Source organism: Brevibacterium sp. HMSC08F02 (assembly GCF_001807555.1).
Lineage (GTDB): Bacteria > Actinomycetota > Actinomycetes > Actinomycetales > Brevibacteriaceae > Brevibacterium > Brevibacterium ravenspurgense.
In genome coordinates, this window is sequence record NZ_KV789346.1 from 70101 (window position 1) to 90356 (window position 20256).

The window sequence follows — 20256 nt, forward strand, 5'->3', positions numbered from 1 at the left end:
GCCTTAATCTGGTCTTTATGGATCCCATTCTGCTGGCCGCTTTGAATTCGCCGGATTGGAAAGAGCTGCAGCGCCTTTCGAAGAAGTCGCGCCTGTCCGGGGCCGAAGTGGCAGAGTTCAACCGCCTGTACCGCAGGGCGAACAAAGACCTGTCGCATCTGCAGACGGTCGCCCCGGAATCAGACGCCGCGGTCTACTTGAGCCGGGTTGTTCTGCAGGCGAGGGTCCACTTCGGCTCTGTTCCCGGTTCTGCGAAGTCGACGGCCATGCGCTTCTTCGGGCAGTCGCTGCCGGCGGCACTGTATTCGCTGCGCTGGTATTTTGTCGGCGTCTTTGTGCTGTTCACGGGTGTTGCCGTGGGCACCCACATCTGGGCGGCCACGACCCCCGGTCTGCTTGACTACATGCTGCCGCCGGAAGCACAGCGGGAGATCGCCGAACGCGGCTTTGTCGCCTACTACCGCGAAAACCCCAGTTCGGTCTTCGCCCTGGGCGTGTGGGTCAACAACGCTTGGATTGCCGTGCAGTGGGTGGTGCTCGGCATCACCGGGATCTACGTCATCAACGGCATCATCATGAACGCGGCGAACACGGGGATCATGGCCGCTGTTATGTATGAGGCCGGCTACGCGGAGGACTTCTGGAAGTTCATCCTGCCCCACGGTGTCCCGGAGATCACGTGCATCCTCATTGCCGCTGCCGCAGGTCTGAAGATCTTCACGTCCTGGATCATTCCGCGCAATATGACGCGACGTCAGGCTGTGGCCAAAGAGGGCCGTTCGCTCATCACGGTTGCCATGGGACTCGTGATCTTCCTGTTCCTGTCCGGCCTCATCGAAGGCTTCATCACGCCGTCCTACATGCCTTTCGGAATCAAGATGATCTTCGGTGCTGCACTCACCATCGGCATCGTCGCCTACACGATTGCACTGGGCCGTCCCGCCTACCTTGCGGGTCTCGACGGGGACCTCGACGAGGAGCGCGCCGGCTACCGCACCGTCACCGTCCAGTAAACCCGACCACAGAGAAAGCCGTGGTCAGCAGACCACGGGGCAGGCACCTCGTACGTCAATTCACGAGGTGCCGCTCGTCAGAGCTTCCCCTGCGCCTTGAGCCGGATGTAGAGGTCCGCAAGCGCCGGCGGGAGCTTCTCTTCGGGTTCGGTGAGTGAATAGACGCCGCTTGCCGACATTGCGCGGCTCAGCGCACGCTGATTGAGCATTTCGCGCTGTGCCGCACCGGCCCGGTACACCTGAGCGGGTGAATAGACCTCGTCGGCCATATCCTGCAGCTGTGGATCAGAAACCGAGGCGAACGCGATCTGGTGGCCGCGCTTGAGCAACGGCAGCGACGGCAGAACATCCTCCTGGATGGTGATGGCATCCAGGGGAGTGAGGAACACGACGAGCGCCTGTGTTGAGCAGCGCTTGAGGACTTCCGAGGCCATGACCTGCCAGTCGGATTCGTACAGGCTGGGGAAGATGTCCGCGATCTCCTCATCAAAGCGGGGGATCGCCTTTTCCCGGGCCAGGGGGCCGAACGCGGTGCGGATCCTGGCGTCGGCCACGATCACATCAACACGGTCGCCAGCCGAACCGGCTAAAGCCGTCAGCAGCATCGCCGCTTCGACGAACGTGTCGAACTGCGTGCCCTCAGCCGAGCGCTTCGCCGCCAGCCGGCCGGAGTCGATGACGATCACCACGCGACGGTCGCGTTCGGGCCGCCACGTCTTGACCATGACCTCCTGGGCGCGCGCCGTGGCGCGCCAGTCAATTGAGCGCACATCGTCACCCGGCACGTATTCGCGCAGCGAATCGAACTCGGTTCCCATACCGCGCACCATGAGTGCCGTGCGGCCCTCCAGTTCCCGCAGGCGGTGCAGACGCGAAGGCAGGTGGCGCCTCGACAGGAACGGGGGAGTGATCGCAACCTGGGCCGGAACATCAAATGACACCTGACGGCCGGCAATCCCCAAGACCGAAAAGCTGCGCAGTGTGACCTTGTCCGCTGACAGCCAGCCGCGGCGCGTGGGAGTGAGCGTCTGCCGGCGCACGTGCGATTCGCCCGCGGCAAGACGACAGCGGTCCCGGTTGTTCTCAGCACCGGCACTGGGCGACCACGCATCGCGCAGGTGCAGCCTGTACGTGCGCTTGGTGGGATTGTGCAGGGTGAGGTCGGCCCACGTTTCCTGGCCCAGACGAACCTTGCCGCCGGGAGTGCGCGCCGCCTCAATCCTGCGCGGGGACGGCGTGATGAGCAGGTCGACGACAACGCCGACCAGCAGCACCGTGATCCCGATGAGCGCGGCCGCGGTCGTCTGCAGGGCAACAACGCCTACGCCGATGATCCCGGCGAAGACCATGGTGCGCCACGTGAGAACCATCAGCGCGGAACCGCAACCGTCGACACGATCGATTCGAGAACATCGTCGACGTCGAGACCGTCCATGTGTGCTTCAGGGTTGAGGCGCACACGGTGGCGGAAGGAAATCGGCACGAGGAACTTGATGTCGTCCGGGGTGATGAACGCCCGCCCGTACAGCCACGCGTGAGCCCGCGCGGCAGACAGAAGGCGAGTGGCGCCTCGGGGAGACACACCCAGTTCCAGTGACGGGGCCTGGCGCGTGGCCTGCACGAGGTCGACGATGTACCCGAGCACTTCCGGGGCGCAGTAGACTGCTGCCACGCGCTCGCGGGCAGCGAGGATCCCCTCGGCGTCGATCTGCGGGGTCACCCCGGCATCGGCCAGTTTGTCTGCGGCAAAACCGCCGGCGTGGCGCTGCAAGATGTCAAGCTCAGCATCGCGCTGCGGCAGGTTCATCTGGACCTTGAATAGGAAGCGGTCCAGCTGGGCTTCCGGCAACGGGTAGGTGCCGTCGTACTCGATGGGGTTCTGGGTTGCGGCAACGAGGAACGGCTGGGGCAGGGAGTACGTGTTGCCGTCGACCGAGACCTGCTTTTCTTCCATCGCCTCGAGTAGGGCCGACTGGGTTTTCGGCGGGGTGCGGTTGATTTCGTCGGCGATGAGGATGTTGGTGAACACCGGGCCGGGACGGAACTCGAAGTCGCCGGTCTTGGCGTCGTAGATGGTCGAACCGGTCACATCGCTGGGCATGAGGTCCGGGGTGAACTGGATGCGCGCGTGATCGAGCTCAACAGCGTGCGACAGAGCACGCACCAGCAGCGTTTTGGCGACACCGGGAACACCTTCCAGCAGCACGTGGCCACCCGTGAGAAGCGCAATGAGCAGAGCGTGCGTGGCGTGGCCCTGACCGACGACCGCGTTGGCAGTGGCGGTGCTGACGGCGCCGAAGTGAGCCCGGAGTTCGTGGTCGACGTCCGTCAGCTGGTGGTCCTGGGCCAGGCGGTCAACAAGCGACGACGCGGGCTGCGCGCCGGGCTGCTGAGCGCTCGCCTGGGGGTTCGGCTGGGCGGGAGCCGCTGCCGAGGTGGAGCCTGCGGCGGCAGGCACCGAACCGGACGGCTGTGCGCCGGGCTGGTGCGCGCCGGGCTCGTTCTCCGGCATGTCCGGGATGGGAGCGCTGGGGTCGTGCTGGTTTGTCATAGTCGCCTTTCGAGTTCGCTGATGGCCTGAGCCAGGCTGACAAGTTCTGCGTCTGATGTCGGTTCTGCGTGCAGCAGAAGGTGCTCGATGCGCTGTGGGCTCTCGCCCAGTTTGGCCGCGACCGCGCGGCAGACGTCTTCTGCCGGAGCTGACGTGGGCACGCTGAGCTTGCGGGCCAGCGAGATGATCGCGGCCTGCTGAATGGGGCGCAGGGTTTCTGGTCGGGCCCCGGCTCGCTGCAGAAGACCCGCGTGTCCGGTCACGGTTTCCTTTGCCGGAACAGTCACCGGCAGGTGCTCGGCGGCCAATGGGCCGAAGCGGCGTCCGCGCCACAGCAGAGCCACCAGAGTGAGCACGCCGATCCACAGGACTGCGAAGTACACCCACTGGGGAACGAAATCCTGGGTCTCCTGGATATCGGAGTCGATGAAGTCATCGGGATTCGGCCAGAACAGGACGACGGAATCTGCGTCCGCGACGAGACCCATAGCCAGTGAGGCATTGCCGTGCAGGGCGATCTCGTCGTTGCCGATCCAACTGCTGTTGCCCATCACCGTCATAGTGCCCTTGCCGACCGGAGCTTGGACGAGGCCGGAGGCCTGCTTGCCCATGTCGGGGCGGTAATAGCACTTCACCGAGTCTTTGTGGGTCGAGTAGTAGTGATTGAAGGGCGCGCTGACCGGGCCTGCCTTCCGGGCGGTGGGGTAGTCACAGGCGGGTTCGCGGGATGCTTCAAAATCGTCGGGGGCGGCGAATTCCTCTGTGGGATGGATTGTGTTTCCCCAGCCGCCCATGTCGTACGGGGCTGAAAGGATCACGTGGCCGCCTTTTTGAGCTGCGGCGGTCATCTTCTGCCTGCTGTCGACGGAAATGTCGTCCGGGTTGATGACAACGACCGTTGTGCCAGGTTTGGCAGCGGCTTCTACGGCTGTGTCGAAGTTGTCGGTCTTCTTAAGCCGGGCGCCGTGATCTTCAAGAAGTTTGGCGTAGGCGTGAGTTCCGTCTGCGGCAAAGCTGTCGTAGTGCCCGGAGCGTGTTTCGTCACGCTCCGCGGAGGTCAGCGTGATCGCCGCACTGGCCATGAGGAGAACAGCCACCAAAACGAGCCACAGACCGGCTGATCGACCAAGGGACTTCAGGCTGCGTCCGGCACCCGCTGAGCGTGTGCCGCGGACCGCGACGTCGAGTGCGGCGCTCATGCCCTCACCTGCTCAGAACCGCGGGAGTCTGCAGCCTCAGCCGAGTCAGCTGTTTCCTGACCGGGCGCGCGCAGCGCTTGAGTTGCGGAGTCGAGCTGTTCGGCGAAGCGGTAGTCGGCTTCGTCGGCTGGATGGCTGCCGAAGACGATCCGGTCGAACAGAGAGGCGGCCTTGTTCAACTTGTCGCTCATAGCCGGCAGTGCCGCGGAAGCCGCGGCTGCAAGCTCCGCTGCAGTCGAGGCGGCCTCGACGTCGATGATCCGCTTCTTGTTCAGCTCTGCGAAGACTGCGCGAATCTGGTTGGCAGTGGCATCTGCCCAATCGCCGCTCTCTGCAGCTTCGTGTGCGAGCTTGCGGAACACACGGGGTTCGACACCGGTGAACTCGGAGTCCATTTCGAACAGCTGCTTCGAGAAGTCGTCGTCGGTGCCGCGGCGAACCCGCCAGATCACAAAGCCCACAACGGCTGCTGTGAACAGGATGACGCCGATGATGAACCACGGGGACTGGGCGTTGTCGACCCCTTCCGCGAGCTTCTGGAAGAACAGGTCGAGCATGCGCTTGATCTTGCCGAAGAACGAAATGTCGACTTCGCTGTAGCGAGGATCAGACAGTTCGCGTTCGGCCCATTCACGACCCTGTTCTGGGGTGGGCTGCTGCAGTCCGCTCATACTTCCTCCGCTTCTGCCAGGAGGACGAGGTCATAGCCTTCTGAGCGCATCCGCAGGTTGAAGTAGACAGTTGCCAGAAGGGCCGCCCGGTAAGCGTAGAGCAGAACGCCGATGGCCAGAAACAGCCCCGTGAAGATGGTGCCGAGAACAGCGGCGACAGCAGGCCCCTCGAGCTCGCCGCCGCCGAGCATCAGAATCGAGAGCACGCCGATGACGCCTCCCAAGTAGATGAAAGCGGGTGTGGCGATGATGCCGATGACCTGATTGGCCAGCCAGAACCCGAACACGGTCTGCCCTGCCACCTGCAGGAAGCCGCGGCCGGTCATCTTCCAGGACCGGGCGATGGCGGAGAAGATCCCCGCTCGCTCCTGGGCGATGATGCATCCAGTCAGACTCAGGCGAATGCCGAAGAAAATCGTCGCCGCCCACCAGACGAGGACGAGCGCTGTGCCGAGAGTCAGGCCGATGACAGTCCCGCCGACGGCGCCGGCGAGAATCGCTGCGGCAAGGAACACTGCGAGGACAACAAGGTGGGCCGTGCCCATAAGCAGTGCCGCACTGAACAGCTTTCGGCGGCATCCCCGGAGGCTCTGCCAGCCCTGGCGCAGCGTCATTGTGCGGCCGAAGAACGCTTCGCGGGCGCCGACGCTCGTCATTCCGCTGAACACAATGAGGATGGCTAGGGTGAGGTATTCGACGATTCCCGCGCCGATCTGCACCACAAAGCTCAGACCGCTCAGAGCTTCCTCGGATGAATTGAGGAGCTTGGTGAAGAAGCTGTGCCCGAAGTACCACGTGACGGCTCCCGCAAGGGCAAAGAGGCCGGCGGTCAGCCCTGCACCGAGTCCTGCGCTGCCGTAGGTCAAGCCGGGGAAGCGGCGCATCAGGCGGAATCCGCCGTCGAGCACCTCGAAGAAGCCCAAGGGGCGCTTGGGCAGAATCCCCGGGACAGGCGGGGGAGACCATTGGGGCCGGCGGCGAGCCTTGGCGGGAACCCGCTGACCCGTCGACCAGTCGACGGCCAGACCCCAATCAGGGCTGTTCTGTGTGAACACTTCACTCCTGCGAGATGAGTATTTGACCAGCCCATCATTCCACAGCTTCCCGTGATCATGCTGCGCGAAAATCGGCGGGCCGAAGTGAAAACCTTTGGTGGGTAGGGAACAATAAAAACTATGAACGCACGGATTCTTGTGGTAGACGACGACACGGCGCTGGCCGAAATGATCGGCATTGTGCTGAAGTCAGAAGGATTTGACCCCGATTTCTGCGCCACCGGCGATGGCGCCCTCGGAGCATTCCGCGAATCCAAGCCCGACCTCGTGCTTCTTGACCTCATGCTTCCTGGCAAAGACGGCATGGAAGTCTGCCGTGAAATCCGCCGGGAATCCGATGTCCCGATCATCATGCTCACGGCCAAATCCGACACGGTCGACGTTGTTGCCGGTCTCGAAGCCGGGGCCGATGACTATGTCCCCAAGCCGTTCAAGCCCAAGGAGCTCGTCGCCCGGGTGCGCGCCCGACTGCGCATCACCGAACCCACAGCGCCGGAGCACCTGACCGTCGGGGACGTCACCATTGACGTGTCCGGTCACAACGTGACCCGCGGCGGAGAGCCGATTTCGCTTACGCCCCTGGAATTCGACCTGCTGACTGCACTGGCCCGCAAGCCGTGGCAGGTGTTTTCGCGCGAACAGCTGCTGGAAGAAGTGTGGGGCTACCAGCACTCGGCTGATACGCGCCTGGTCAATGTGCACGTGCAGCGTCTGCGCTCGAAGATCGAGCGCGACCCTGAGAATCCTGAAATCGTCGTCACCGTCCGCGGCGTGGGCTATCGGGCCGGTCACGCTGCGTGAGACTCTGGAAGACCGTCCGGCGGCTGGCGCTGCGGGCGTACCTGTTCACGGTTCGGCTGTTCCGCCGTTCGCTGCAGGTGCGCGTCGTTGCGCTGACGCTCATTCTGTCGATGGCGGCGGTCCTTCTGGTCGGTTCATACGTATCGCGGGAAATTGCCCGCGGCCTGTATGAGGCCAAACTGCAGTCGATCACCTCGCAGACTGCCGGCTACGCATCAGAGCTCGAAGCCACCGCAACGTCGGAGGGCATCGCACAGCTGAGCGAAACCGTGAACACACAGCTGCGCGGCATGATGGCCCGGTCGTCGACCCCGCTGCGCAGCATCGCCCTGGAACCGCGGGATCGCGGACGCTCGGTCGCCCCGATCATCGCCCTGCCGTACGGCCAGGAGCCGGTTCGGCCCTCAGAGCTCGACGAGGAATTTCTCAGCCGGGCACAGGAAACCCCGGCTGGCACCCAGACGTACCAGTCGATCACCCTGCCGGGCGCGCAGCACTCTCCCGGAATCGTGGTCGCACAGACAGTCTCGCTGCCCGGCAGCGGCAAATTCGACCTGTTCGTTGTTGCTGACCTGCAGGAAGAGCAGAACACGCTGAGCTTCATCCAGCGTGCGCTCACAGTTGCCGGCATCGTCATGGTCGTCCTCGTCGTGGCTGTGGCCTGGCTTGTGACAGGGCTTGTGGTGACACCCATCCGCTCAACGGCGCGGGCTGCACTTCGCTTGGCCGACGGCGACCTCGATGAACGCGTCACCGTCACCAGCCACGACGAACTCGGCGCATTGGGCCGAAGCTTCAACGACATGGCGGACACTCTGCAGGACCAGATTGTGCGGATGAAAGAGCTCACCGTGCAGCAGCGCCAGTTCGTGTCGGATGTTTCTCACGAACTGCGCACACCGCTGGCCACGATCGGTGCGGCCACCGAAATGCTGTATGCCGAAAAGGACGAGCTCGACGAAACGGGGCAGCGCTCCCTAGAGCTGCTGAAGTCCCAAGTGGAGCGCTTTGAGCTGCTCCTGTCGGACCTGCTTGAGGTTTCGCGGCATGACGCTGGTTTCGTCAAGCTGGAAACCACTGAACAGGACATCACAGAAATCGTGTCCAATGTGGTCGACGGGCTGACCTTCGTGGCTGAGCAGTCCGGCAGTCAGATCGTCATGCACACCCCGTCTACCCCCGTAACCGCGGAAGTCGAGCAGATCCGCATCGGCAGGATCCTGCGCAACCTCATCGTCAACGCGATCGAACACGGCGACAAGAAGAACATCGACGTGTATGTTGCGGCGACCGCAGAGTCGTGTGCGGTCAGCATCCGCGATCACGGTGTCGGGTTGACCGCAGATCAGGTCGAGCACGTGTTCGACCGATTCTGGCGCGGTGATCCATCGCGGCGTCGTACGCTCGGCGGCACCGGCCTGGGCCTGGCGATCGCACTGGAAGACGCCCACCTGCACGGCGGGTGGCTGCAGGCGTGGGGCAGTCCGGGCGATGGAGCGTGCTTCCGGCTGACGCTTCCGCGCAAACAGGGAACCGAGCTGACATCCTCACCGCTGCCGCTGCCGCCGGCAGACGCCCCGAGCAGCGGACCTGCGCTCATCGCCGGGCCCGCAACCTCGGACGGCGCGGTGCGCGTGCAGACCGGCTCGATACCGATTGTCGTTGAAACCGCATCACCGTCTGATGCGGCGGACGAGGACGGAGGACAGCCATGACCAGCAGGCTCCGGAAACTCGCGGCGGCTGTGACGGCCTGCCTTCTGACGTTCAGTGCGGCCGGCTGCGCCACGATTCCCCACAGCGGGCAGATCGGAACGGTCGCCGTGGAGGACTCCGACAACGATGTCCAGTCCCGCACCGACCCGGACGGCCCGGCACCCGGTGCCAGCCCCGCCTCGATCGTGCGCGGCTTCCTGGCGGCCGGTTCGAGCCCTGCCAGCAGCTTTGCAGTGGCCCGCTCTTTCTTGACTGACGATTTCGCCGGCGAATGGAGCCCGCTCAAAAGCGTCTCGATCGTCGAATCGGGTCTGTCGCTGGAGAGCCTCACAGCTTCTGTGACAACCGATTCGCGCAGTGTGTCGTTTACGGTTCCCGTGCAGGCATCCCTCGATTCCGCACACGTCTACCGCGACAGCCCCTCGGGTACAGAGACGAAGCTGAAGTTCAGCCTTCGCCAGGTCAACGGCGAATGGCGGATCTCGGATGCTCCCGACGGCATCGTGCTGTCAGAAGCGAACTTCAATCGGCTCTTCCAGGCATATCCGCTGTACTTCTTCACGCAGGACTATTCATATCTTGTTCCCGACGTGCGGTGGTTTGTCCGCAGCAACAGCACGCTGACGGAAGTGGCCCGCCAGCTGCTTCGGGGACCCGCGGACAATCTGCGCGGAGCTGTCATCTCGGCCGTTCCGGAAGGCACGACGCTCGAACCGTTCGTCGTCACAGTCGAAGGCGGCACAGTCGACGTGGGCCTGTCCCAGGAAGCCGGTGACCTCGACAAAGGGACAAGCAAGCGCCTGTACTCCCAGATATCCCAAACCCTGCGGGCCAACACCTCGATCTCTGATGTGCGCGTGCAGACACCCCAGTCGAACATCACCTCGGGCTCCGATGTGTCAGCTGACCTGCCGGTCGATGCGCCCGCCGTTGTGGTTTCGGAAGGGAAGATCGCGGAAGTTCGGGGCAACTCCTTCGAACCGGTTCCTAATTCGCCGAAAGTGTCGGACAAGGTCCTTCCGGCCCAGTCCTATGACGGGAACACCTACTACTACACGAATGAGAACCGCAAGCAGGTCGAGCGCTTCAGCGCAGAAAAAGACGTCGAAACCCTCATCACCGGAAAAGACTTTGTGGGTGTGAGCGCTGACCGTTTCGAATGGGTGTACACGGCCGAAGCCAAGTCGGCGGAGATCCGCGCCGTGGGCAAAAACGGTGAACTCGTGAAGATGGCGGTGCCGTTCGCCAAAGACCGCACCATCAAGCGAATCGCGGTCTCCCGCGAAGGCAGCCGGCTGGCCGTCCTGACTTCCGCTGCGGACGGCACCCGCATCGACGTGGTGGGAATCGTCCGCTCCCGAGGCGGAAAGCCCAACCATCTGACCGCGGGGGCGCCGCTGGCGGTCGGCCAGAAATTCGATCAGGTTGCGGACTTCAGCTGGGCCGGCGGATCTTACCTGGCCGTGCTGTCCGCGGATGATGCTTCGGCTGGTGCTTACCGCGTGTGGGTCGGCGGACCGTCCGTGGGACTGGGGTCAATTTCCGGCGGCCAGACGATCTCGGCTGCCGGCGACCTCGGCAGCATGCGGGTTGGGGCTGAGAGCGGTGATGTCTACACCTACACGTCCGGGACGTGGCAGCGAATCGTCGGCGCAAAGGCCTGGAACCCCACGTACCCGGGCTGACCGTGAAGCTGCTGTCTGACATCGCCGATCTGCTCCTGCCGCGCGTGTGTGCAGGGTGCGGGATCGAAACCGTGTCGCTGTGCGGCGACTGCATCGAAGCTCTCGATGGACCCGTTGTGCGCAGCCAACCGCGCTTCGGCCACCTGCCGGTCAGCGGGGCGGGCGTGTACGACGGTGTGCTGAGGAATGTGCTCGTGGCCTATAAGGAAAACGGCAGACGTGACATCGTGGCCGTTTTGGGTCTTCTCCTGGCCCGTGCCGTCGTCGATTCCCTTCAGAACAGCCAGGTTGACGGCAAGCCGGTGATCCTCGTTCCGGTGCCCTCGTCATCGTCCGCTGTGCGCAGGCGAGGAGGCAACCACGTTGCCGCATTCGCTGAGTCAGCAGCCCAGATGCTGCGCTCTGACGGGCTGCGGGCTGGGTGCGCCGATGTTCTCACCGTCAGCCGCCACCGCGACCAGGTGGGCTTCGGCAGTGCGGCCCGGAAGGCAAATGTCGAAGGCACACACGCCATCGCCCGCGAACACACTCACCTGGTACGACAGTGGGGCAGGCGGGCGAAGGTCGTCGTCGTCGACGACATTTCCACCACGGGGGCAACGGGTGCGGAATCGACACGCGCACTCATGAATGCCAGGTGCACACCGGATGGACTGGCGGTTATCGGAATCGCGCGGGGGAGTTCTCGTCAGCCTGAGCTCGATGCGGTTTAATGAAGGTGACCATCGTTGTTGATGGTTTCCCGACGTCAAAGGAGAGCACAATGGACATCGTCGTCAAGGGACGCGGCCTCGCCATCTCGGACAGCTTCCGCACCCACATTGAGGACAAGATCTCCAAGGCCGAAAAGCTCAGCCCTGATGCCCAGGCCGTTGAAGTCAACATCACCCACGAAGACAGCGTGCGTCGTCCAGACGAGGCCTTCCGCGTGGAAATCACCGTGTTCAGCAAGGGAGCGGTTCTGCGCGCCGAAGCGCACGCTTCAGACAAGTACGCGGCACTTGACCTCGCTTGGGCGAAGCTCCTTGAGCGTCTGCGCCGGGCACGTGATCGCCGCAAGATCTCCCGCAAGGGCGGCCACCGTCGCCAGTCGACCGGTGAAGCATTCGCCGAAATGCCCGTTGTCGACGCCCCGGCAGCCCCCGCAGCCGCCGAAGACGGCGAACCGGCAGTCGAAGAAGACGGCGACGCCGAGGAAGCAGACCCCACCAACGGCCGCATTCAGGCTGAAGGCGATTCTCCGGTTCTGCTGCGCGAAAAGACCTTCCCGGCCGAGCCGATCGGCATCGAAGAAGCTCTCAACCGCATGGAGATGGTCGGCCACGACTTCTACCTCTTCATTGACGAAGAAACCTCGCAGCCGTCGGTCGTCTACCGCAGGCGCGGCTGGAGCTACGGTGTGATCGCACTGGACGACTCCAAGAACAGCTGACCTGTCAGCCCTGCTGAAACAGCGCGGCGGATGCTTCACGGCATCCGCCGCGTTCTGTTTTCTGGAGTCGGAGTGGGGCAGCACTGACAATCCGATGGGCGATATCGCCTGCTGGCTCGTTCGGCCCGCAGGCTGTCCGCGCGACATGCGCGCAACTGCGCGTTAGACTTGTCGGGCGCATGTCGAGATTCGCTGCGCTGAGACGGACAGAGGAGAAACGTGGCCAACATCCTTGAGAAGCTGCTTCGGTTCGGCGAAGGACGCACCCTGAAGAGGCTCCGGAACTACGCCACGGCGATCAACAACCTGTCCGACGAATACAGCGACATGACTGACGCGCAGCTGCGTGAAGAAACCGACCGCTACAAGGCCCGTGTTGCCGACGGCGAAAGCCTTGACAAGCTTCTTCCGGAAGCTTTCGCAGCTGTCCGCGAAGCCTCCACGCGCACGGTCGGACTGCGCCACTTCGACGTGCAGCTCATGGGCGGCGCCGCACTGCACATGGGCAATATTGCCGAAATGAAGACCGGTGAAGGCAAGACGCTGGTCGCCACAGCGCCGTCGTACCTCAACGCACTGACCGGCAAGGGCGTGCACGTCGTGACGGTCAACGACTACCTGGCCAGCTACCAGTCAGAACTCATGGGGCGTGTGTTCCGGTTCCTCGGAATGGAAACCGGCTGCATTATGTCGAACATGGCGCCCTCCCAGCGTCGCAAACAGTACGCCGCTGACATCACCTACGGCACCAACAACGAATTCGGCTTCGACTACCTGCGCGACAACATGGCGCTGGAAGTAGCCGACATGGTCCAGCGCGGCCACAACTTCGCAATCGTCGACGAAGTCGACTCGATCCTCATTGATGAAGCGCGCACCCCGCTCATCATTTCGGGTGCTGCTGAAGGCGACGCCAACCGCTGGTTCGGCGAATTCGCCACGATCGTCAAGCGCCTCAAACTGGACCGCGACTACGAAGTCGACGAAAAGAACCGCACCGTCGGCATTCTCGAGCCCGGTATTGAGCGGGTTGAGAACTACCTCGGCATCGGCAACCTCTACGACGAAGACCACACGTCGCTCATCAGCTTCCTCAACAACTCGATCAAGGCCAAAGAGCTGTTCAAACGCGACAAGGACTACGTCGTCCTCGACGGCGAAGTCATGATCGTCGACGAACACACCGGACGTATTCTGCCCGGCCGTCGCTACTCGGAGGGTCTGCACCAGGCGCTGGAAGCCAAGGAGAACGTCGAAGTTCAGGCCGAGAACCAGACTCACGCCACGATCACACTGCAGAACTACTTCCGCCTGTACGACAAACTGTCGGGCATGACCGGTACCGCCGAAACCGAAGCTGCCGAGTTCAACTCGACCTACAAGCTCGGCGTCGTGCCGATTCCCACGAACAAGCCGCTGCTGCGCGAAGACAAGCCCGACCTCGTCTACCGCAATGAAAAGGTGAAGTTCGACGCGGTTGTCGAAGACATCGCCGAGCGCCACGAAGAGGGCCAGCCGGTTCTTGTGGGCACCACCAGCGTGGAAAAGTCCGAATACCTGTCGGGTCTCCTGGCCAAGCGGGGCATCCGCCACGAGGTCCTCAACGCCAAGAACCACGCGCGCGAAGCCGCGATCGTCGCAATGGCCGGCGTCAAGGGCGCGGTTACGGTCGCCACCAACATGGCCGGCCGCGGTACCGACATCATGCTCGGCGGCAATGCTGAGCACATTGCGGTGGCAGAAATGGAGAAGCGCGGCCTGGACCCGGCCGATGACTCCGAAGAATACGAAGCCCAGTGGCCAGCCGTTCTCGAAGGGGCTGAAAAGCAGGTCGAGGAAGCCGCGGAGGAAATCCGCGAACTCGGCGGCCTCTACGTTCTGGGCACTGAGCGCCACGAATCCCGTCGTATCGACAACCAGCTGCGCGGACGTTCCGGCCGTCAGGGTGACCCCGGTGAATCGCGCTTCTACCTGTCGATGCGTGACAACCTCATGCGCCTGTTCGGCGCTGGTGCCGCAGAGCGTGCACTCGCCCTGGCGAACACCCCGGAAGACGAACCGCTCGAATCGAAGATGGTCAGCCGCGCAATCCTGTCGGCGCAGAACCAGATCGAGCAGCGCAACGCGGAGCAGCGCAAGAACGTCCTGAAGTACGACGATGTTCTCAACCGCCAGCGCACCGTCATCTACGACGAACGCCAGCGCGTTCTCGAAGGCGACGATTTTGAAGACCAGATTCACGACTTCCGCGACGATGTCCTGCGCGCCTACGTCGAAGGCGCGACGGTCGGCGATCCCGAAGACTGGGAAATGGACAAGCTGTTCGTTGCGCTGCAGGACCTCTATGCCACCTCGATTACGCCGGAAGACCTCTACGAGGACGCGGGAGGCAAGAACAGCCTCAGCCGCGAAAAGATCCTCGAAGAAGTCCAGGCGGATGCCGACCTCGCCTACGAAAAGCGCGAAGAAGAACTCGGTTCAGAAGCGCTGCGCCAGCTTGAGCGTCGCGTTCTGCTGACCAGTATCGACAAGCGCTGGCGTGAGCACCTGTACGAAATGGACTACCTGAAGAACGGCATCGGCCTGCGCGCTATGGCGCAGCGCGATCCGCTCGTGGAGTATCAGCGCGAGGGCTTTGAGATGTTCACCCGAATGCAGGACGGCATCAAGGAAGACGCCACGCGCCTTGTCAACAAGCTGCAGGTGCAGGTCAAGACCGTCAAGAGCGACGAGGTCGAAGTTGAGTCCGATGTCTTCCGCACCAAGCTGCCCAAGCTGACGCTGGCCGGCCCCAGCGAATCTGGGGAAAGTGAAGCGCGCACGGACACTGCGGCGGACGACGACGGCGGTTCGGGCAACCGCGCTGAACGCCGCAAGAAGAAGCGTCGCTGAGGCCCCGGTCTGAGCACTGACGAGCCCCCGTGCTGCTATTGCAGTGCGGGGGCTCGCTGTTTGTGGCCGTGTTCGTTCCGCAGGGGTGCCTGCTGTCGGTTCAGGCAGTCAGATATTCGCGGACGATCCACCGGTCGCGATTCTTCTCCAAACGCAGCGCGCAGGCTTTTGTGCGGGGCCGCAGAGCGATCGACACAGCGGCTTCTATGACGTTCGGCGCAGGTGAACTCAAGCGCGGCCGGCCGATGCCGCGGATGTAGTCAACCTGCTGTTCGGATCGCAGTGCGCGGCGCATCCGCAGTGCGGAGACCACGGAGCTGCGGACTTCCGGGTCGAGCCAGCGTTCAATGGACTGCAGGGTCCGCACACCGTATTCGACTTCGGTCAAAGCGGTGACGATTGAGCGCACAAAGGCGGCTGCGGCTGCTGCTTCGCGCTGTTTTTCGGCAGCTGTCTGCTCTTCGGGAGTCGTCGGGCGTTTGTTGAACATGCGGGTACGAGGTGTCGCGGGTCGGGTCAGGGTGAGTGGTTCGGCGGTCATGGCAGCTCCAGTTCGGTGTCGGGGTAGATGAGGTCGGGGTTGCCGCCCAGGGTGTCGGCATTGGCTTTGCTGATGGCGCTTACGCGTTCAGCTGTTGTCTGGCCGGGTTTCGGGTGGGCGATGGCGATCTTCCAGATGCTGTCGCCCTTTTTGACTGTTACGCGCTGAGGCGATTCGGGTTTCGGTGCTTTGCGTTCGGCTTCTTTGCCGTGCGCGTCCTGTTTGCGCTGCTCGGGTTGAGGTTCTTGTTCCTTCGGTTCCTTGGTCTGCGTCCGAGGCGGTTTCGGTTCGGGCTTCTGTGTTGGCCAGCTGGGATCGGCCGGTGGGGCCGTGCTCGGTTCGGGGTAGGGGGTGTCGCCCGGCGGGGACGTCGGCCAGTGCGGCGGGGGTGTTTGCGTGCCCTCGGTCTGGGGTGCTGTGGACTCACCGTGTGCGGCCTCTGCTTGTGAGGGCGAATTCTGCGCCGGTGCCGCGTGGGCTGTTCCGGCGGCGAGAACGACCGCTGTCATGGATGCGGCTGATGCTTTCAGTGCGGCGGGGGCGATCCTGCGCGCCCACGTGGCAAGTGCGACTGCGCCCGGCACGCCGATGAGGTCAAAGACGCGAGCCGCCGCGATGAGTACGAGCGACAGCTGCAGGCGAAGACCGGCGAGGGCTGCCGCGCAGAGTGCTGTTACGACTACCGCGGCACCGATGTCTGCGTTGAGCGCTCGGTCTGCGAAAGAGGGACCCGCTGTGAGCAGCGCGGCGCATATCAGCAGGTGCAGAGCGGATGCTCCCACATGGATTTCTGTTGGCTTCATGTTCACTCCTTTGTGATCATTTGCAACCAAAGTACATGATCAAACGCAAAACACAAGAATGTTCGAATAACTGCGAATAAAATCTTCAAGCCATGGTTTGGCCGTGTGACTGCAGGCACAATGTGGGTATGGATCGTTTTGATGAGCTTTTTGCTGATTTAGAGGGCCAGGCTGCGGCCGAGAGAGCGCGCGAACGCGAGGGCGAGTTCGGTGACCTTGTTGCCGAGAGCTTCTATGAGGTCACCTTTGTGGAGCGCTTGGCCGGCGCAGTCGGTGAGCGCGTCGATCTGCGCACTGTGTCTGGAGCTGTTTCCGGCGTGCTGACCTCGGTGGGCGAAGGGTGCTGCTGTATTGACGGCGGAGTTCTTGTGATGCTTGCAGCTGTCGAAGGTGTGGCATTGAAGCCTCGTGAGCACGCGGTGCAGGAGCGCTGGAGGTCTGCGCGTTCAATTCTGGGGCAGTGGTGTGCTGAGCGTAAGCAGGTGCGGGTTGAAACTGCAGGGACGGCACTGGAGGGGGCGCTGCACGCTGTTGCGCGTGACTATCTGCAGGTGCGCAGACGAGGTGCCTTTGAGCTGGTGCCTTTGCGCAGGATTTCTGTGGTCCGGGTGCTGCAATAGTGCCGCTGTGCGGACGTGCTCACACGTCAGAGCCGGCTTCGATTTCCTGCTGGGTTTGGGCGTACATGCGCTGAATGTAGTTTTCGATTTCAGCTTTTTCGACGCGCCACTGCCCGCGGCCGCCGACTTTGATGGCTCGCAGTTCGCCGGAGCGGACGAGTGCGCGAGCCCCTGCGGTCGAGATGCTGAGCATTTCGGCGACATCGGTCAGGGGGAGGAAGCGTGTTTCGACGACCATTGCGAGCTCCTTGGTCTGGTGGCCAACCGCAAAGGGGTGGGCGAGGGTGGCGTATCCGTGTATATTCAAAGAAGAATATTCCGCAAACTGCATCAAATGATAGCAAAGTACACCTAACGGCAGATAAATCGATCAATGGAGATCTGATGCACACTGCACCCCGTTTCCGCACTCCCAAGCTGCGTGATCCGCGCGTTCTCATAGCTGTTCTCATACTTGTCGCCTCCGTTGTCGCCACTTGGCTGGTGGTCACGAGCGTTGCGAAGACGACGACGGTGTGGGCAGCAGCGGAGCCTTTGGCGCCGGGCACTGTCATCACGCGCGAGAACGTCCGACCGGTCGAAGTGCGACTGCCGGAGGACAGCGGCGGATACAAGCGGGCGTCCGATGACGACCTCATCGGCCAGACGGTTCTCAGCCCCATTGCGGCCGGCGACCTTGTACCGGCATCGCAGGTCGGTTCGGGTGACAGCTTGGGCGGTCGACGAGTTTCGCTTCCGCTGCAGCGGTCTCTGCCGGCAGATGTCAAGGCTGGTTCCCGGGTCGATGTGTGGGCGGTTGACATGCGTGAGGACAGGGGAGAACCGCAGCCTGTTCTGCGCAATGCTGCGGTTCTTGCCGTGAATCGCGATGGTGGTGGGTTCACGGTCAGTTCGGGTGTGAGCGTTGAGGTGTTCGTGCCCAATGACAGTCTGCAGAAGGTTCTGCAGGCCGTTGCGGCTGAAGACCATCTGTCGGTCGTGTCGATTCCGAAGGACCGTCCATGATTTCGGTTGTGCTCGCGGTCGATGTTGAGTTCGAAAGCGCCGCCGCAGCTGCACTTTCGGCTGCCGGCGATATAGCGGTTCGCTCTCGGCCCGCCGATGGGGTTGAACTTGCTGCCGCGATGTCGGCCGGTGCCGCAGAAGTCTATGTGCTGAGCCGCTATTTCCCCGGAGTCGATGCTGAGTTTCGGGATCGCGCGCGCCGGCTGGGTGTGCGCATTCTGGGCTATGGCGCGGGGCTGGTGGCGGACTGGGGTGTGGCTGTCGAGGTGGAGGCCGGCTGTTCGGCGGAAGCCCTGTGTGAGGCTGTGCGCGCCTGTGCTCAGGCTGAACCAGCGGAGGTTTCTGAAGCGCCCGCAGTCGCACCGGTCGAAGCTGGAAGCCCGGGGCGGATTGTCGCCGTGTGGGGCGCTGACGGTGCTCCCGGCCGCTCAACGATTGCGGCAGCGCTTGCCGACATCAGCTCGCGGGCGGCGAGTACGGTTCTCGTCGATGCTGACACGGTCCACGCCGGGCAGGCTGTCATGTTGGGCCTGTTGGACGACGCATCGAAGATCGCCGCTTTGTGTCGCAGCGCAGAATCTCTTGACGACACTGTGATTTCTCGCTGTATTGCCCGCATCCGCGATGGCTTGGATGTGGTGACTGGGCTCAGCCGCGCGGATCGGTGGCCGGAGGTGCGGGCCGGTGCACTGACCGCCGTTCTTGAGGAACTGGCCAAGCGCTATCCGGTTGTCATCGTCGATGTTTCCGCCCGCGTTGACCCCGATGACCCGCTTGCAGATCCCTTCTATGACCGGCATGCGGCAACCAGGGCGGCTCTGGATGCCGCTGATGAGGTCATCGTGGTCGGTGCGGCGGAACCGCCGGCGCTCGTGAGGCTTATGAATGTCCTCAGCAGCGAGCGTTTTCGGCATGCGGAGAAGACACACGTCGTCGTCAACCGGGTGCGCGAAGGTGCTGTGGGAGCCGATCCCGAGCAGCGCATCCAGCAGACACTTCAGCGCTTTGTCGCGTGCGAATCACCGGTTCTGCTGCCGGACGCGCGCGATGCTCTCGACAGGGCAGTTCTTGCCGGCACCACGATCATTGAATCCGCTCCGAAGAATCCCCTGAGCATTGCCCTGTGGGATTTCGCAAGGCAACTCGGGCTCGCCCCGGCCGGGCGCAGGAGAGCACGGAGGCCTCGCAGGCGCGGTTTTGCGAAGCTGCTGAAGAGTTCACCGCGCGACAGCGGGGCTCGCACCGGCGGGCGCGCAGGCATTGGACAATAGGCGTATGAAGAAGCGCGTCTACACAGCTTGTGATTTGGAAGAATTCGCAGCCGCCTGGCCGAACCTGGGGGAGCGGACGGTGTTCTTCCTGACAGATTCAGCGGCAGCCCTGCGCGGGGACGACCTTGATTATGCCGAGTGGCGTGCGATGACGGCCGCGGCGACAGCGGCAGCCGCTTCTGCGGCTTCCAGCGGAACTGCCAGGATCGTGGCGGCTTCCGATGTTGAGGTGAGCGGCGCCTCGACAGTGGATGACCAGATAGCGGTGGGTTCGGCGAGCGTTCCCGCGGCGTCGGTTGTGAGCTTCCACGTGGATGAGCATCTGCGGCACGAAAGCACGGAAGACGATCTCATCCAGCAGGACCTTCTGTGGTACGCGCCTTCTGAAATTGATCACCTGCTGGGGGACTTCCGCGGCTGAGCCGCGCGAGGTTCACTCAGAGCCGCGCGCCCCTCGCTCAGCTCCGCCTCACTCAGAGCCGGCGATGGTGGCCAACCGTTCGCGGAAGACACGTTCGACCGCGGCTGCCGCGGCTTCTTCGATCATGCCGCCCAGCAGCGGGATGGAGGATTCCGCCTCGGCGTCGACCGTGATGAGCGAATGACCGTCACCCAGCCCCTCAGCGGTGATGTCGGCGGTGATGCCAAGCGGTACGCCCGGAATCTCTGCGCTGTAGGCGGCCGGTTGATCCGGGAATGCGTTCGGCACCGTGATCGTCTGTTCGAGGTGCGCGGCTTTGCTCACGAACGCGGCAGCGGCATCGGGAATGTCAAAAGAGGCCAGCGAGGCCCGGGCGTGTACGACGGTTCCGGAGCCAGTCGCTTCGGCTGTGGCAGTGGACCCTTCAGCCGTCTGCCAGCTGTCCGGGGAAGCCAGAATCGAGCGGATCGAGTCGGTTTCCACCCTCAGTCGTTCACTCACGCGAATTTTCTTCATTCGGCAAATATACCGATCGCCATTCACGTCCTAGAGTGGTACCGAAAGCTTTAGACCATTCATGA

General features: G+C 63.2%; 20 protein-coding genes. 11 read left to right on the forward strand and 9 right to left on the reverse strand.

The window, feature by feature from the left end; translation table 11 throughout:
- The first annotated feature begins 17 nt into the window (after window positions 1-17).
- Window positions 18-1013 (forward strand): stage II sporulation protein M, encoded by a 996-nt coding sequence (locus tag HMPREF3172_RS03150; protein ID WP_070515353.1) that lies wholly within the window; start codon window positions 18-20, stop codon window positions 1011-1013.
- Between the two features lie 77 nt (window positions 1014-1090).
- Here the strand turns inward: HMPREF3172_RS03150 and HMPREF3172_RS03155 are convergent, their stop codons facing one another.
- Genes HMPREF3172_RS03155 through HMPREF3172_RS03175 form a run of 5 tightly spaced genes read right to left on the reverse strand, consistent with a single transcriptional unit; the run spans window position 1091 to window position 6489 of the window.
- Complete coding sequence (locus HMPREF3172_RS03155) at window positions 1091-2383, reverse strand: DUF58 domain-containing protein (RefSeq protein ID WP_070515355.1); 1293 nt, start codon at window positions 2381-2383, stop codon at window positions 1091-1093.
- Window positions 2383-3564 (reverse strand): AAA family ATPase, encoded by a 1182-nt coding sequence (locus HMPREF3172_RS03160; protein ID WP_070515357.1) that lies wholly within the window; start codon window positions 3562-3564, stop codon window positions 2383-2385. Before HMPREF3172_RS03160 ends, HMPREF3172_RS03155 begins: the two co-directional genes overlap by 1 nt.
- Window positions 3561-4763, reverse strand: a complete 1203-nt coding sequence (locus HMPREF3172_RS03165) for a DUF4350 domain-containing protein (RefSeq protein WP_070515359.1) — start codon at window positions 4761-4763, stop codon at window positions 3561-3563. Before HMPREF3172_RS03165 ends, HMPREF3172_RS03160 begins: the two co-directional genes overlap by 4 nt.
- A complete protein-coding gene (locus HMPREF3172_RS03170) occupies window positions 4760-5434 on the reverse strand; it encodes a DUF4129 domain-containing protein (RefSeq protein WP_070515361.1) in 675 nt (224 codons plus the stop codon). The genes HMPREF3172_RS03165 and HMPREF3172_RS03170 overlap by 4 nt, the downstream gene beginning before the upstream one ends.
- Window positions 5431-6489 carry a hypothetical protein gene (locus HMPREF3172_RS03175; protein WP_070515363.1) on the reverse strand — a complete coding sequence of 353 codons (1059 nt, stop codon included), beginning with the start codon at window positions 6487-6489 and terminating at the stop codon, window positions 5431-5433. The genes HMPREF3172_RS03170 and HMPREF3172_RS03175 overlap by 4 nt, the downstream gene beginning before the upstream one ends.
- 120 nt (window positions 6490-6609) lie before the next feature.
- Between HMPREF3172_RS03175 and mtrA the strand changes: the two genes are divergently transcribed.
- The 6 genes from mtrA to secA all read left to right on the forward strand — a co-directional run bounded on the left by mtrA (window position 6610) and on the right by secA (window position 15014).
- Window positions 6610-7290 (forward strand): MtrAB system response regulator MtrA, encoded by a 681-nt coding sequence (mtrA, locus tag HMPREF3172_RS03180; RefSeq protein WP_061944026.1) that lies wholly within the window; start codon window positions 6610-6612, stop codon window positions 7288-7290.
- Window positions 7287-9005, forward strand: a complete 1719-nt coding sequence (gene mtrB / locus HMPREF3172_RS03185; RefSeq protein ID WP_070515365.1) for an MtrAB system histidine kinase MtrB — start codon at window positions 7287-7289, stop codon at window positions 9003-9005. The genes mtrA and mtrB overlap by 4 nt, the downstream gene beginning before the upstream one ends.
- Window positions 9002-10690, forward strand: coding sequence for an LpqB family beta-propeller domain-containing protein (locus tag HMPREF3172_RS03190; RefSeq protein ID WP_070515367.1), 1689 nt, complete (start codon window positions 9002-9004; stop codon window positions 10688-10690). Before mtrB ends, HMPREF3172_RS03190 begins: the two co-directional genes overlap by 4 nt.
- Window positions 10639-11403: a ComF family protein gene (locus HMPREF3172_RS03195; RefSeq protein ID WP_141741562.1), complete on the forward strand. Its 765-nt coding sequence runs from the start codon at window positions 10639-10641 to the stop codon at window positions 11401-11403. Before HMPREF3172_RS03190 ends, HMPREF3172_RS03195 begins: the two co-directional genes overlap by 52 nt.
- 50 nt (window positions 11404-11453) lie before the next feature.
- Complete coding sequence (gene hpf, locus HMPREF3172_RS03200; RefSeq protein WP_062019753.1) at window positions 11454-12122, forward strand: ribosome hibernation-promoting factor, HPF/YfiA family; 669 nt, start codon at window positions 11454-11456, stop codon at window positions 12120-12122.
- Window positions 12123-12341: 219 nt separating this feature from the next.
- Window positions 12342-15014, forward strand: coding sequence for a preprotein translocase subunit SecA (secA, locus tag HMPREF3172_RS03205; RefSeq protein ID WP_070515371.1), 2673 nt, complete (start codon window positions 12342-12344; stop codon window positions 15012-15014).
- Window positions 15015-15114: 100 nt separating this feature from the next.
- On the opposite strand, the gene HMPREF3172_RS03210 is transcribed toward secA, so the two are convergent.
- Window positions 15115-15555, reverse strand: a complete 441-nt coding sequence (locus HMPREF3172_RS03210; RefSeq protein ID WP_070515373.1) for an Rv3235 family protein — start codon at window positions 15553-15555, stop codon at window positions 15115-15117.
- Complete coding sequence (locus tag HMPREF3172_RS03215) at window positions 15552-16358, reverse strand: LysM peptidoglycan-binding domain-containing protein (RefSeq protein ID WP_070515374.1); 807 nt, start codon at window positions 16356-16358, stop codon at window positions 15552-15554. The genes HMPREF3172_RS03210 and HMPREF3172_RS03215 overlap by 4 nt, the downstream gene beginning before the upstream one ends.
- 128 nt (window positions 16359-16486) lie before the next feature.
- On the opposite strand from HMPREF3172_RS03215, the gene HMPREF3172_RS03220 reads away from it, so the two are divergent.
- Complete coding sequence (locus HMPREF3172_RS03220; protein ID WP_070515376.1) at window positions 16487-16978, forward strand: hypothetical protein; 492 nt, start codon at window positions 16487-16489, stop codon at window positions 16976-16978.
- Window positions 16979-16997: 19 nt separating this feature from the next.
- Here HMPREF3172_RS03220 and HMPREF3172_RS03225 read toward each other — a convergent pair whose 3' ends face one another.
- Window positions 16998-17216 (reverse strand): helix-turn-helix domain-containing protein, encoded by a 219-nt coding sequence (locus tag HMPREF3172_RS03225; protein WP_070515377.1) that lies wholly within the window; start codon window positions 17214-17216, stop codon window positions 16998-17000.
- A 146-nt stretch (window positions 17217-17362) separates the two neighbouring features.
- Here HMPREF3172_RS03225 and HMPREF3172_RS03230 point away from each other — a divergent pair, with 146 nt between their 5' ends.
- From HMPREF3172_RS03230 to HMPREF3172_RS03240, 3 genes are read left to right on the forward strand one after another with little or no spacing between them, the layout of a single operon-like run.
- The gene (locus tag HMPREF3172_RS03230; RefSeq protein WP_070515379.1) at window positions 17363-17983 is read left to right on the forward strand and encodes an SAF domain-containing protein; all 621 of its coding nucleotides are present in this window, start codon (window positions 17363-17365) and stop codon (window positions 17981-17983) included.
- Window positions 17980-19254: a CpaE/TadZ family protein gene (locus HMPREF3172_RS03235; RefSeq protein WP_070515381.1), complete on the forward strand. Its 1275-nt coding sequence runs from the start codon at window positions 17980-17982 to the stop codon at window positions 19252-19254. Before HMPREF3172_RS03230 ends, HMPREF3172_RS03235 begins: the two co-directional genes overlap by 4 nt.
- A 4-nt stretch (window positions 19255-19258) precedes the next feature.
- Entirely contained in the window at window positions 19259-19675 is a 417-nt protein-coding gene (locus tag HMPREF3172_RS03240) for a DUF6912 family protein (protein WP_070515383.1), read from the forward strand.
- Window positions 19676-19723: 48 nt separating this feature from the next.
- Here HMPREF3172_RS03240 and HMPREF3172_RS03245 read toward each other — a convergent pair whose 3' ends face one another.
- Window positions 19724-20191 carry a DUF2505 family protein gene (locus HMPREF3172_RS03245; RefSeq protein ID WP_083281389.1) on the reverse strand — a complete coding sequence of 156 codons (468 nt, stop codon included), beginning with the start codon at window positions 20189-20191 and terminating at the stop codon, window positions 19724-19726.
- Window positions 20192-20256 lie beyond the last annotated feature (65 nt).